At 71.2% G+C, this 13,673-nt stretch carries 10 protein-coding genes; 7 read left to right on the top strand and 3 right to left on the bottom strand.

The genetic code is table 11. The annotated features are described in order from the left end of the window. The first annotated feature begins 35 nt into the window (after positions 1–35). Positions 36–1,220 carry an FIST signal transduction protein gene (locus WMF33_RS48085; protein WP_437334853.1) on the top strand — a complete coding sequence of 395 codons (1,185 nt, stop codon included), beginning with the start codon at positions 36–38 and terminating at the stop codon, positions 1,218–1,220. 7 nt (positions 1,221–1,227) lie between these two features. Beyond that, the gene (locus tag WMF33_RS48090) at positions 1,228–2,757 is read left to right on the top strand and encodes a sensor histidine kinase (RefSeq protein WP_437334854.1); all 1,530 of its coding nucleotides are present in this window, start codon (positions 1,228–1,230) and stop codon (positions 2,755–2,757) included. Between the two features lie 48 nt (positions 2,758–2,805). On the opposite strand, the gene WMF33_RS48095 is transcribed toward WMF33_RS48090, so the two are convergent. Next, a complete protein-coding gene (locus tag WMF33_RS48095) occupies positions 2,806–3,399 on the bottom strand; it encodes a helix-turn-helix domain-containing protein (protein ID WP_437334855.1) in 594 nt (197 codons plus the stop codon). Positions 3,400–4,450: 1,051 nt separating this feature from the next. On the opposite strand from WMF33_RS48095, the gene WMF33_RS48100 reads away from it, so the two are divergent. The 3 genes from WMF33_RS48100 (at position 4,451) to WMF33_RS48110 (ending at position 9,054) form a co-directional block, all read left to right on the top strand. Continuing rightward, positions 4,451–5,554 carry a hypothetical protein gene (locus WMF33_RS48100; protein ID WP_437334856.1) on the top strand — a complete coding sequence of 368 codons (1,104 nt, stop codon included), beginning with the start codon at positions 4,451–4,453 and terminating at the stop codon, positions 5,552–5,554. Positions 5,555–5,756: 202 nt separating this feature from the next. After that, positions 5,757–8,126 carry a hypothetical protein gene (locus WMF33_RS48105; RefSeq protein ID WP_437334857.1) on the top strand — a complete coding sequence of 790 codons (2,370 nt, stop codon included), beginning with the start codon at positions 5,757–5,759 and terminating at the stop codon, positions 8,124–8,126. A gap of 49 nt (positions 8,127–8,175) precedes the next feature. Continuing rightward, a complete protein-coding gene (locus WMF33_RS48110) occupies positions 8,176–9,054 on the top strand; it encodes a hypothetical protein (RefSeq protein ID WP_437334858.1) in 879 nt (292 codons plus the stop codon). A 34-nt stretch (positions 9,055–9,088) separates the two neighbouring features. Here the strand turns inward: WMF33_RS48110 and WMF33_RS48115 are convergent, their stop codons facing one another. Next, the gene (locus WMF33_RS48115; RefSeq protein ID WP_437334859.1) at positions 9,089–9,829 is read right to left on the bottom strand and encodes a 3-oxoacyl-ACP reductase family protein; all 741 of its coding nucleotides are present in this window, start codon (positions 9,827–9,829) and stop codon (positions 9,089–9,091) included. A gap of 94 nt (positions 9,830–9,923) precedes the next feature. Between WMF33_RS48115 and WMF33_RS48120 the strand changes: the two genes are divergently transcribed. After that, positions 9,924–10,601, top strand: coding sequence for a TetR/AcrR family transcriptional regulator (locus WMF33_RS48120; protein ID WP_061628134.1), 678 nt, complete (start codon positions 9,924–9,926; stop codon positions 10,599–10,601). Here WMF33_RS48120 and WMF33_RS48125 read toward each other — a convergent pair. Beyond that, positions 10,570–11,181 (bottom strand): NADPH-dependent FMN reductase, encoded by a 612-nt coding sequence (locus tag WMF33_RS48125; RefSeq protein ID WP_437334860.1) that lies wholly within the window; start codon positions 11,179–11,181, stop codon positions 10,570–10,572. The two genes, WMF33_RS48120 and WMF33_RS48125, sit on opposite strands and share 32 nt — an antisense overlap. Positions 11,182–11,691: 510 nt before the next feature. Between WMF33_RS48125 and WMF33_RS48130 the strand changes: the two genes are divergently transcribed. Continuing rightward, positions 11,692–13,671 (top strand): PAS domain S-box protein, encoded by a 1,980-nt coding sequence (locus WMF33_RS48130; RefSeq protein ID WP_437334861.1) that lies wholly within the window; start codon positions 11,692–11,694, stop codon positions 13,669–13,671. Positions 13,672–13,673: the final 2 nt, after the last annotated feature.

Below are 13,673 nucleotides of genomic sequence, written 5' to 3' on the forward strand. Positions count from 1 at the left end.
GACAGCGAAGCGCGACGTTCAGGAGGGGGTCGACCATGAAGCTGAGCGTGCAGAGCATCATGACGCAGGGGCGACGGTCGTACGAGACCGGCCTCGAGAGCGGGCAGCGCCTCGCGCGCGAGCTCGCCGATCCTCCGAAGGTGGTGTTTGCGTACCTCACCGTGAATCACGATCAGGCCGCGTTCCTGAGGGGCCTGCGCGAGGGCCTCGGGGCGGGCGCCTCGATCGTGGGCTGCTCCGGACAAGGGGTCATGGGCCGCGGGGGCGTGCGCGAGGAGGGGTACGCCGCGAGCGTCCTCGGCCTCGGCGGGGACGGCGTGCGGATCGCGGCCGCGAGCGTCGAGGAGCTCCAGACCGACACCGCGGAGAAGGGCCGGCTCTGCGGCCAGCGTCTGCGCGCCGGCTCGCCGGAGCCGCCGAAGGTCGTCATCTTGAATTACGATCCGCTGTCGGGCATCGACGCGCACGTGTTCCTCGACGCCCTGCACGCGGAGGTGCAGTGCCCTGTCGTCGGCGGCGCGTCCTCCCATTTCTTCGGGCGGGAGATGACGGAGACCTTTCAATACCACGACGACCGCGTGCTCACCCACGCTGCGGTCGCCTGCGCGCTATGGGGTGACTTCACGGCCACGATCGCGAGCTGTATCGGGTGCTCGCCCGTCGGCCTCGAGATGACGGTGACGCGGGCGGAGGGCAACTACCTCGTCGAGCTGGACGGGCGGCCTGCCCTCGAGGTGTGGGAGGAGATGACCGGCGGCGCCGCGCCGCCCGGCGACGTCGGCAACACCTCGGCCGTCGCGATCGGGATGGCGGTCGATGGCGCGGGCGCCGCGACGGAGCAGCTGATCCGGTGCGCGCTCGTGCTCGACAGGAGCCGCAGCGGCGTCCTCCTCGGGGCGGCGATCCCGACCGGGACCCGGGTCATGCTCCACCACCGGACGGTCGACGACGTGCTCGCGAGCGCAGACCGGCTCGTGCGCGAGCTCAAGGCCCGGCTCGAAGGCAAGAAGCTCCGCGCCGTCTTCGGCTTCGAGTGCGGCGCGCGGACCAAGCCGTTCCTGGGAGACGCGCTGACCAACAAGGAGAACCTCGACATGCAGGCGGCGCTCGGCCCGGACGCGGCGTGGGCCGGCGTCGTGTGCTGGGGCGAGATCTACCCGGTGGCCGGAAAGCCGGTCTACCATAACTACACGTATCCGGTCCTCGCCCTCGCGGAGTGAGCGTCCCATGGCGACGGATCCCGCGGCGCTGGTCGAGACGCTCAAGGCGAAGGCCACGCTCCTGCTCCATCGAGAACGGGAGCTCTTCGAGCTCCGCCAGGCGCGCCGCCGCACGGAGGAGTGGCTGCGGGCGTTTCACGCGCTCTCGCCGGAGCTCCAGGACACCGACATGGCGGGCCTGATCGCCAGGTGGAGCGACCTCCTCGTGGGGAGCCTGAGCTTCGAGAGCGCCGGCGCGCTCGAATACGAGGCGCCGAGCGGGCGCGTGACGATGCAGACGATGGACCCGGGGCCGCCTCGCGCGCTGACCCACGTCGAGGCAGAGGCGGACGCGCTCTTCCGGGCGAAGGGGAGCGGGCGGTGCGATCCGAGCGCCCCGCCCGCGCTGCGGAGGCTCGCGGACGCCATCGGGCTCGAGGAGTTCCTCTGGCTCTCTTCCAACGTGCGAAGGGGCAGCGTGCGCAGCGGCTCACGCCTCCTCCTGTTCGCGGGCAGCTCGCCGCGGACCGCCAAGTTTCACAGGTTCTCCGAGGAGGATCAGAACCACTTCATGCTCCTCGGCAACCACCTCGCGGCGCTCGTGAACAACAGCATCCTCGCGGCCCAGGTCGAGCGCGAGCGGACCGAGATCGTCGCGGCCAACCGCGAGCTGGACGCCAGCCTGCGCGAGCTCAGCAGGACGCAGCGCGAGCTCATCGCGTCGACCAAGCTGGTCGCCGAGACGTCGCGGCGGGCAGGGATGGCCGATATCGCGGCGGGCGTGCTGCACAACGTCGGCAACGTCCTCACGAGCATCAACGTCGGCGCGGAGCTCGTCGCCGAGCGCCTGCGGGCGTCGCGCGTCGGGAACGTGGGCAAGCTCGTCCGGTTGCTCGAGGCGGAGGGCGAGAACCTCCCGGCCTCGCTCTCCACGGCCGATCGCGCCTCGAAGATCCTCAATTTCCTGAGGGAGCTCTCGGCGCACCTCGCGACCGAGCGCGACGAGATCCTCTCGGAGGTGACGCGGCTGCAAGAGTACCTCTCTCACCTCAAGGCGATCGTGAACAAGCAGCAGAGCTATGCGACCGCGCTCGGCGTGACAGAGCTCTGCGAGCTCCCGGGGCTCGTCGACGACGCGATCGCGCTGGTCTCCGCGTCGCTCGCGCTGACGGGCATCGAGATCGCGCGGGATTACCAGCCCGTCGCGGGGGCGACGCTGGATCGCCACAAGGCGCTGCAGATCCTCGTCAACCTCGTCCGCAACGCCGCGGAGTCGATCGCCGGGTGCGGCCGGGAGGGCGGGCGCATCGTCGCCTCGATCCGCGGCGACGGCGGCGCGCGGTTCCAGCTCATGGTCGAGGACAACGGCGCCGGGATCGACGAGCAGCTCGCCTCGAGGCTGTTCACGCAGGGCTTCACGACCAAGCCGAGCGGGCACGGCTTCGGCCTCCACACGAGCGCGCTGGCCGCGAAGGAGATGGGCGGCACGCTCACGTGCCGGAGCGCCCCTGGGCGGGGCGCGACGTTCATCCTCGACCTTCCGCTGCGCCCGCGATGACGAGCGTTCTACGCGGCCGCGCTCCCGCGGCGGCCTGCGCCGAGCGTCCTACGCGGCCGCGCTCCCGCGGCGGCCTGCGCCGTTTCCCCCCTCGGTGAGCTTCGCTTCGTGCTTCGCGATCCACTTGCGGAGCCGTTGCGAGAGAGGTGACCGTCCGTTCTCGTAGTTGGCGACCGAGCTGCGCGCGAGCCCGAGCTTTCCGCCGAGCTCGGCCTGCGAGAGCCCGAGCTTCTCGCGAAGCTCCTTCAGCGACGTCGAGCCCGTCGTCGCTTGCTCGCGCGCCGCTTGCTCGCGCGCCGGTGCGCTCGTCGCCGGTGCGCTCGCAGGGCGAGGCCGCGCGACCTCGATCGCACGCACTTCCCGCGGTGCGGGCTCGGCCTTCACCGGCGGCTGCTCGGTACGCGCGCCTTCCGACGCGGCGCGTCGTGCCACGGTCGCTCGGACGCTCGTCGCGCTCCCCGCGAGCTCCCCGCCGCAAAACGGGCAGTGATCGAACACGAGGACCTTGCCCGAGTCAGCGCGGAACTCGATGCCCTGGATCGACGCCGGGAGCCCTTTCGCGCGGCGCTCCTCGCTCGACCATCCGTAAACGACCGTGAGCCCGGGCCCCTCGAGGTTGACCGGAAGATCGGCTTGACTCATCCGAAGGCAGACCGTCCTGCCATCGCGTGTGCACTGTCGTCCGATGATGGGCATTGTCATCTCCTCGCTTCGAAGGGGGGCGAGCGCGGGCCTACCCGGTCGAACTTTGCGCGGTACTGTTCACCTGTCAAGTTAGATATGCACCGAGTGCGTCAGGCGATGCCTGGGCGAGGGATTTCGGCACAGCGGTCGGGTCTTGGCGCGGGTCTCCTCGGGCTGGACCGTGACCGGTGGGGGGGGGGGTGTGTCGGCGCAGGCGGGCACTTGGCCCCCGTCCGCCGCGTGCTCGCCCGACCCGCGCGCGTTCGGGCGGGCCGGCGGACGTCGAGTCGCTTCCGGGGTCCGTGGGCTACCAGGGCGGCATCGGGCCCGACTGTCGGGGCCGGTGGTCCGTCATGGTAGCGTCTCTCGTCGAGAGCGATGAGAAGGACACGGCATGGCATACGAAGTCTCCGACGATGCCATCGCCGAGCAGGCCAAAGGGGGTCGCCTCCGCCGAGCAATCCCGCCAGGGATCTGCCTCGCGAGCGAAGAGAAGTGTTTAACGCAACGGCGCAAAGGCGCAAAGGCGCAAAAAAAGCACATAATAATTTTGTTTTGCGCCTTTGCGCCTTTGCGCCTTTGCGTTGAACTCTCTCTCCGGATCCCTGGCCGGACTCCTGGTGCGCGGAACCAGCCAGCTGGCGCGAGGGGTGCGCCGCGGCGCGTCGGGCCGCCGGCCGGCACAGCAGGAAAACGACGCCGTCCCGTGCGGTTCGAGCGAAGGACGACCGAGGGCGCCGGCATCCACAGGACAGCCGAGCAGCGACGCTGGGCCCAGCTGGACCTCTAAGGTCGAGCCCGCCGGCGCCCATTCTTCCGATCGAGGCGCCCCGCGCCTCGCGCAGGGGAGTGACGCCGCGGGCGGCATCCTTGCGGGGCGCCGCATCGACTCGGAATCGTAGCGAGACGCGGGCTCATCCGCGAACAGCCGCAGCCTGCGAGCCGCGCGTGGGCGCGCACCGTTCCGCGCGGCACGCGCGGCGAAAGGAGCATCATGGTCGTTGTTGGTATGCGAAGCGCAAAAGCCTTCCTCGCGGTAACGATGGCCGCGAGCGCCATCCTCGGGTGCTCGAGCCCCCCCGCGGCTGCCCTGGGACAGGATCCGGATGGGGTCGACGCGTCGGACATGCCGCTGGTCGGCGATGAGCCGGTGTCCGAGGCGGACGCGAAGCTCCTCATCGAAGGCGTCGCGGCAGCCTATGCCCCTGAAGCGCAGGCCCACGGGGCGCAGTTCACCGTGCGTGTCACGGGCTCGTTGACGCGCATCGAGTTCGCCGCGGACCGCACCTGGAGCATCCTCGTGGGGTCCGACCTCTTCCGTCCCGGCCTCACGCGCGACCTCGCGACATTCATCGGTTGCCACGAGGTGGGCCACGCGCTCGGCGGCTTCCCGTTCAAGGACGGCCCGCTGCAGCGCATCCAGGTCGAGGGGCTCGAGCAAGGCCAGTTCGGCACGGTGAGCTCCTCCGAGGGCCAGTCCGACTACTTCGCGTCGAAGGACTGCCTGCCGCGGATGTGGGGCGATGACATCGACGAGAACAGCGCGTACCGGACGCGGGTGTCGCCGGCGACAAAGTCCCGCTGCGACGGCGTATGGGCGGGCGACGCGGAGCGCGATCTCTGCTACCGCATCGCGGCGGTCGCCAACGACTTCGGGGTCTGGCTCGGCCGGGCGCCGGTGTCGACCGACACGCCCTCGACGACGGTCGTGACGGGCACCAACGTCAACAACACGGGGGGTCAATGCCGCGTGGACACCATCTTCGCCGGCGCCCTGTGCCAGGTGCGAAACCCCGGCACCGACATCCCCGGCCTCGTCCCGCCGTACGCGCGCCTGGTCGAGATCGATCCCACGGTCGAGGCGGACGCCGCGTACGCCGCCTGCGCGGAAGGACCCGGCGCCCGCCCGCTCTGCTGGTTCCGGCCGAACTCCACGCCGTACGACTGCTCGTCCCTGCCCGAGCTCGGCGACTGCACCGTCACCGAGGAAGGCGTGTCCGCCACGCGGTTCTGTTCGGCGCGGAGCGGGATCGAGATCTTTCCGTGCTTTGAAGGCACGAGCTGCGCGCTGGACGAGGAGGGCTTCCCGATCTGCGAGCTGCAGACGAACTGAGGCAGCACGCCGAGCGACGCCGCTCCCGGAGGAGAGATACCCGCCCTCGTTGCGCGGGTCTCGGGGCGGTGTGCAGCCATCAGCGCTGGACGGGCGCATCGCGCTCCGCGTCTCCTGTAAAGTTTCCGTGTTGCAATCGCGCATTTTCAGCATGGCCCTGGCCGGTCTTGACGCCGAATTGGGGTGAGCCCAGCGTCGCGACATGCGGATGCCGTGGTGGATGGGGGTCCTTGCCTCGGTTGCGCTCGTGCCGGCTTGTGGGGGCCAGGTCGATCGTCATATCGAAGAACCGCCGGCGGACGGAGGCGAGGTCGGATCGACGACAGGCGCTGGCGGTGCCGGGGGCGCGGGCGGTGCCGGGGGCGCCGGCGGCCCAGCGAGCGCCGTGGAAGCCTCCAGCTCAGGCGGCCAAACCTCGTCGACAGGCATGCCGAGCGAGCCGGACGCGGGCGCCGGCGGCGCCGAGCCGGGGTGCGATCCGCGCGTGTACAGCGGCTCTTTGAGCGTCGCTCACCAGGACGGCCTCGAGGACCTGCGCGGCGTCACCGTGCTCGATGGCACGCTCACCATCGGCGGCGACGTCTCCGACCTGTCCCCCCTCGCGTGTCTGAGGACGATCAAGGGTAAGCTCCAGATCATCGACGCCACGCGGCTCTCCAGCCTGGATGGCCTCGGCTCCCTCTCCTACGTCGGCTTGCAGCTGCAGGTGATGCGGAACCCCTCGCTGCTCAGCCTCCGCGGGCTTCGGAGCCTGCGAGAGGCCGTGGCGGTCCTCATCAGCGAGAACCCGCTCCTCGAGAGCGTCGTCGGCGTCGGGGTGAAAGCGGCCGAGTGGCGCGTTGTCGACAACGATGCCCTCGAGTCCTTGTCAGGACTCGAGGACGTCGAGGAAGGGGTGTTCTGGATCGAGGGCAACGACCGGCTCGCGACGCTGGACGGGCTGCGCAGCCTGCGCCGGGGGTGGCTCAACCTTGTCGACAACGACGCGCTGACCAGCCTCGAGGGCCTCGGCGCCGTCGACGGCCTCGAGGAGCTCTTCATCTCCGGGAACGACGGGCTCGTCAGCTTGCAAGGCCTCGAGCGGCTCACGGCCGTCAAGAAGCTCACGTTGCGGGAAAACCGGCAGCTGAGCTCGCTGCGCGGCCTCGACGGCCTCATCTCCGCAGGCGTCATCGCCATCTCGTCGAACGAGCGGCTCGTGGACCTGACCGGGCTCGCGGCGCTCGAGACCGCCGACGCTCTCATCGTCAGCGGCAATTCAGCGATGAGCAGCCTGGACGGCGCGCCCTCGCTCCGCGGTGTCCTGCGAGCCACCGTCGACTCGAATCCCGAGCTGGTGAGCGCCAACGCCTTCGCGCACCTTCGCTCGGACCTGGACCGCGCGCCGTCGCTCTCCTTCTCGAACAACCCCAAGCTCACCACCATCGGTCTCGGCGACGTGACGCGGCTGGCCGAGGTGTCCGTCACCCGCTGCGGCTCCCTCGCGGACCTGTCCGCGTTCGCCGGCATCACGGAGATGTCGACCCTCATCCTGGGAGAGAACTCCGGGCTCGTGAGCCTCATGGGGCTCGAGCTGGTCTCGGAGCTCGATGGGCTGCAGATCATCGACAATCCTCGGCTCACGAGCCTCGTGGGCCTGGATGGCCTCGTTTCCACGCGCCGCATCGCCATCTACTCGAACGAGCGGCTCGTGGACCTGACCGGGCTCGGAGCGCTCGAGACCACCGACGTCCTCATCGTCAGCGGCAATTCAGCGATGAGCAGCCTGGACGGCGTGCCATCGCTCCGCGATGTCGTCCAGGAAGCTACCGTCGACTCGAATCCCGAGCTGGTGAGCGCCAACGCTTTCGCGCGCCTTCGCGCGGATCTGGACCACGCGCCGTCGCTTTACTTCTCGAAGAACCCCAGGCTCGCCACCATCGAGCTCGGCGACGGAGCACGGCTGCGGCAGCTGTCCGTCACCGGCTGCGGCGCCCTCTCGGACCTGTCCGGGTTCGCCGGCGTCACCGAGATGTCAGCCCTCGCCGTGAGCCATAACTCCGGGCTCGTGAGCCTCACGGGGCTCGAGCAGGTCTCGGACCTCGATCGGCTGGAGATCTACGACAATCCGCGGCTCACGAGCCTCGTGGGCCTGAGCGGCGTCCGCGACGTGCGAAGCGGGCTCGATATCTCCAACAACGCCGCGCTCACGAGCCTCGACGGGCTCGGCGCGCTCGGCGCGGGCGACGGCGCGATCAGCCATGTGACGCTCGCCGACAACCCGGCGCTCGTCGACATCGACGCTCTGCGCGGCCTGGCTCGCGTGGGCCAGTTGAGCATCCGAGACAATGACGCATTGGTCGGGCTGACCGGGCTCGAGGACCTGACCACGATCGATCACCTCGACGTCGAGGGGAACCGGTCGCTCGCGACGCTTCGCGATCTGGGAGCTCGATCGATCAATATTACGATGGAAATCCGGGACAACGAGAGCTTGCCGAGCTGCGAGGTCGAGGCGCTCGTGGAGCGCCTCGACTGGCCGCCTCTCATGGTGCTCCAGGAGAACAACGGCGCCGGCGCCTGCCCGCCCTGAGTCGGGGGAGCGCCTGACGCGCCAGCCCACCCGTGATAGCCATGCCGGCATGACCGTCCGTTGCGCCGAGCGCTTCGCCATCCGGGGCCGCCAGGGGCGCGGGCTCTTCCCTCCGGGAGCGTGGGTGTTTCCGGCAGACCTCGAGGTCGTGGAGGAGCTCCACGCCGCGCTGCAGGCGACCTTCCGCGAGCGGCACGCGGTCACGCCGGCCGAGCTCGAAGGCCAGGTGCCCCGCGCGTTTGCCTTCGACGACCTGCTCGGGTTCCTCGCGCGGCGGCGGCCGGCGTTCGACCGCGCGCTCGCCGGCATGCGCTCGCCCATCGAGGCGTCGCGGATCGCGACGCTCGCCGCGGTCCTCGGGCTCTCGCGCGACCAGGTGACGGCGGCGCTGCGCGCCCGCGCGACAGGCGCCGACCTCGTCGAGGGGTCGACCGTCGTCGACAACTCCCTGTCGCTCGCGGCGCAGCGCGTCGAGGTGCTGCGCGAGCTCGGTGCCGCCGCCGCCGTCATCGAGCTCGAGCTCGAGCTGGCGCGCCTCGTCGCGCAGCCCTCGTGGACGCCGCAGGTCGATTGGCGCGAGCTCGTGCCCGACGCCGTCGAGGTGGCCTCCTATGTCGATCCTGCGTCCGGGGCCGCCGAGGTCGACGTCGACATCGCGCACCTGGTGCTGCTCGCGGCCCAGTGCTGCGTCGACCCGACAGCCCATGCGGTGGGCGGCGACCACGACGGGCTCGTGTGGACGTCGCTTGCCGAGCTCGACGGCGATGCGCCGGCGCCGGAGCGCGCCCCTGGCTCGATCCTGGTGCGACCCTCGGTCGTCGGCGAGGAGGTCGAGCGCCTCGAGTTCGCGGCCGTCCCCGCGGCGCTGCGGGCGATCGCGCCGGCGGGCGCCCTGCTCGCCGTCACGCTGGTGGACGACGAGGCGTAGCGTCACAGCCTGCCTGGGCGGTCGACCGGCGCGATCAGGCGGTGATGCCGCCGTCGATGTTCAGGTTGGCGCCGTTGACGAAGGCGCCCTCGGGGCCGGCCAGGTACGCCACCATGCTGGCGACCTCGTCGCCTTGTCCGTAGCGCTGCACGGGGATCTGGCCTTTCAGCCCGGAGGCGAGCGGGCCGTCGGCCGGGTTCATGTCGGTGTCCACGGGGCCAGGCTGGACGTTGTTGACCGTGATGCCGCGTGGACCGAGATCCCGGGCCCAGCCGCGTGTGAGGCCGGCGACCGCCGCCTTTGTCGCGCCATAGACCGACATCCCGGGCATGAGCGCCACGTCGCCGGAGACGCTCCCGATGTTGATGATGCGCCCGCCCTCGCCCATGTGGCGGACAGCCTCCTGCGCGGCGACGAAGAGGCCCCTGACGTTCACCGCCATGACGCGATCGAACTCCTCCAGCGAGAACTGATCGAGGGGCGCCATGGCGGCGACGCCGGCGTTGTTCACCAGCACGTCGAGCCGGCCGAGGGCCTTCACCGTCTCGGCGACGGCGCTCCTCACCGCGTCGGCGTCGCCGCTGTCCGCCCGCACGGCGATCGCCTTGCCGCCCGCCGCCTCGATGGCGCCCACCACCTCGTCCGCCTTCGCGGGCGACGCGGCATAGGTGATGGCCACGGCGGCGCCCTCGCGCGCGAGGCGCCTGGCGATCGCCGCCCCGATACCCCGCGAACCCCCGGTGACCAGCGCAACCTTGCCCTTCAACGTACCCATGGCCAAGTCCTCTCTTTTTTATGGAACGATCGTTCCTGAAATGGAAGCTAAGTAGGGTACTGCAGTCCGTCAAGCGATTTATGGAACGACCGTTATGAAAAAAGCGACGGGGGCGCTCCAGCGGGGTCGAGGGCGGCCGCGCAGCTTCGATCAGGAGGCGGCGCTGGAGCGGGCGATGGTCCTGTTCTGGGAGCGGGGGTACGAGGGGACGTCGCTCGACGAGCTGAGCGCGGCGATGGGCATCAGCCCGTCGAGCCTCTACGCGACGTTCGGGGGCAAGGAGCAGCTGTTCCGGGCGGCGGTCGACCGGTATCTCGCCGGGCGGGGCGGGTACATCGACCGCATCGTCGCCGAGGAGCCGACGGCCCGGGGCGCGGTGCAGCGGCTGCTAGAGACGGCGGCCGACGAGCTCACCCGGCCCGATCACCCGCCCGGGTGCATGATCGCGCTGGCCGGGACCCAGTGCTCCCCCGGCGCCCGGCCCGTACAGGGCTTGCTGCGGGGGTACCGAGAAACCTGGCACAGCGGGTTCGAGGCGCGGATCCAGCGAGCCGTCGAGGCCGGCGAGCTCGCGCCCGACACGGACGCCGCCGCGCTGGCCACGTTCTATGTGACCGTCTTGCTGGGGATGTCGGTCCAGGCGCGGGATGGCGCATCGCGGGAGAGCCTCCGCGCGGCCGTCGAGGTCGCGATGCGGGCATGGCCCGGCGCGCCGGGATCTCCGGCGCTCGGGCCGGCGGCTACATCCCGTACGGGTATCGGGCCAGGTTGACGGCGCCGCTCGCGCGGACCTGCTGCAGGGCCTTGCCGTACTGGAGGAGGAGGCCCAGCGCGTACTGGAACCGCTCGCGGATGCGCCCGTCGTCGGGCGATTGCGGCGTCGCCGGATCATTGAGGAGCTCGCGGACGTTGCGCACGATCACGTGATCCGGGATGTAGCAGAGGTAGGAGTTCTTGTAGCTGCTCATGCGCAGCTCGGCGATCGGGTAGGCGCCTCCCGGGCCCGCGGAGACCGCGACGATGAGCGCGGGCTTGTGCGCGAGCTCGCCCTTGGTGCAGAAGAGGAAGAAGTTCTTCAGCCCCGCGGGGACCATGCCGTGCCACTCCGGCGCCACGATCACGAAGGCGTCCGACGCGGCGAGCTCGGCGGAGATGGGCGACCAGAGGCGCTCCCATTTCTCCGAGGGCTGCCAGGCCTCCGGGTCCCACAGCGGAAGCGGGTTGTCGGCGAGATCGAGCTGGTAGACGGAGGAGACGTCCGGCGCCGACGACAGCTGTTGCTGCACGTAGCGGGCGACCTTCCCCGATTCGGAGCCATTGCGGTGACTACCTGAGATGACAGCGAGCTTCATAGGGTTTGCGTGCGGCGGTCGAGGCGCCGCGGGGCGCTCCTTGCTATCGGTGAATTGAGGCGCGCGATGCTACCCCGCGCGCGCGCGGCGCGTCGAGGGCCTCGACGGCGCGCAAACCCTGCCCGCGCGCCGTCCGCGAGCGCCGCGAACGTCGCGACGACCTCGCGGCGCGGGCGATCCGCCCGCTCGGCGGAGCGCGGGCGCCGGCCGCGCTGGCGCCCCGTGGAGGTGAGAAGATCGGAAGATCATTGAGCTTTCTGCCGAGCCATCCCGCGCCCGGCGCGGCGCCGATCCGCGCTGTCGACAGGCGCCGTGTCGAGGGGGCGAGGTCGCCGGCGCGTGGCGACTCCGGTCCACGGGGCGCCGCGTCCATGGCGCTTTTGCGACGCGTCGGGCCCGCTCGTTTCGTCACTGTCAGGAGCGCGCCGTTGGTCTACGATGGCCGCGACGCGCGCCGGGCCGCCGGCCCGCTGGCCGGCAATCCGGCGGGGCGTCGCCGGGGGAGGGCGGGTGACGGGGACTCGAGAAGAGCGGAAAGACGCGGAGAATGCATCGTTCTCCGGGCCAGAGAGCTCCGGCGACGGCGGCGTTCGGCGCGAGCTCGACCGGGCACCCGCGGCGCTCTTGAGCGAGCGCGATCTCCACCTCGCGCTCGCGCTGGCGGGCGTGGCCGTCGCCACGGGCGAGCCGTCGACGGCGCGCATCCTCGCCGTCAGCCGGGAGTTCTGCGCGCTGACGGGCTACTCCGAGGCGGAGCTCCTGGAGCGCACCTTCGTCGACCTCACGCACCCCGACGATCGCGCGCGGGATCTCGCCGTCTTCCACCGGGTCGTCCACGGCGCGGAGCGCGAGTGGCGCAGCGAGAAGCGGTTCGTCCGGAAGGACGGCGGCGTCCGCTGGGTGGTGGTGCGCGGCTCGGTGTTCCGGGACGAGCGCGGCAAGCCGCTGCGTGCGGTCGGCGTGGTCGAGGACATCACCGCGCGCAAGCAGGCGGACGAGGCGCTGCGCCGCAGCGAGGAGCGCTTCCGCGCGGCCCAGGAGCTCTCGCTCGACGCGTTCATCGTGCTGCGCCCGGCGCGCGACGAGGCGGGCGAGATCGCCGACTTCCTCTTCGATTTCGCGAACCCGGCCGCCGGCCGGCTCCTCCGCGCGCCCGTCTCGGCGCTCGTCGGCCGGCGGCTGCTCGACCTGATGCCCGAGCAGCGGACGGAGCTCTTCCCGCTCTACGTGCGCGTGGTCGAGACCGGCGAGCCGCACGACAAGGAGATCGCGTACACGGCCCGCGGGCACCGCGTGTGGGTCCGCAACATGGCGGTGAAGGTCGGCGACGGCGTGGCGGTCTCCTTCAACGACATCACCGCGCGCAAGCAGGCCGAGCAGGCGCTCCTCGACGGCGACCGCCGCAAGGACGAGTTCCTCGCGATGCTCGCGCACGAGCTCCGGAACCCGCTCTCGGCCATCCAGTTCGCGCTCCGCATCTCGCAGATGCCCACGGTGCCCGAGCCGCGGCGGGCGTGGGCGCAGGCGGTCATGCAGCGGCAGCTCGGCCAGCTCGGCCGCATGGTCGACGATCTGCTCGACGTCTCGCGCATCACCCGCGGCAAGATCACGCTGAAGCAGGAGCCGCTCGATCTCGGCCACATCGTCTACCAGGCGGTGGCGGCGGCCGCGCCGCTGATCGACGCCTCGAAGCACGAGCTCGCGCTCGACGTGGGGCCGCGGCCGCTGCCGGTGTTCGGCGACACCGCGCGCCTGGAGCAGGTGATCGTCAACCTGCTCACGAACGCCGCGAAGTACACCCGCGAGGGCGGGCGGATCTGGCTCTCGGCGCGCCAGGAGGGGTCGGAGATCGTCGTCCGGGTGAAGGACACGGGGTACGGCATTCCGGAGGAGATGCTGCCGCGCATCTTCGACCTCTTCGAGCAGGCGCACCCGACGCTCGGCCGCGCGCGCGGCGGCCTCGGCATCGGGCTCACGCTGGTGAAGCGGCTCGTCGAGATGCACAGCGGCTCGGTGGCGGCGGCGAGCGAGGGCGAGGGCCGCGGCAGCGAGTTCACGGTGCGCCTGCCCGCCGTGGAGCCGCCGGCCGAGGCCGAGGGCGCGGCCGGGCCGGTCTCCGGCACGCTCGCGCGCCGGATCCTCGTCGTGGACGACAACCGCGATCACGCGCACGCCCTCGTCCTCCTCCTGGAGCAGGCGGGCCACGTGACCGCGCTGGCCCACGACGGTCCCTCGGCGCTGGAGGCGGCGCGCTCGTTCGCGCCCGAGGTGGTGCTGCTCGACATCGGCCTGCCGGCCATGGACGGCTACGAGGTCGCACGGAGGATGCGCGGCGAGGCGGGCGCCGGCGCCCTGCGGATCCTCGCGTTCACCGGGTACGGCCAGCAGGACGACGTGCGCCGATCCAGGGAGGCGGGGTGCGACGCGCACCTGGTCAAGCCGATCGCCCCCGAGGTGCTGTTCGCGCACATCGCGGGCGGCGAGCGGTAGCG

Source organism: Sorangium sp. So ce394 (genome assembly GCF_051474665.1).
GTDB classification, from domain to species: domain Bacteria; phylum Myxococcota_A; class Polyangia; order Polyangiales; family Polyangiaceae; genus Sorangium; species Sorangium cellulosum_D.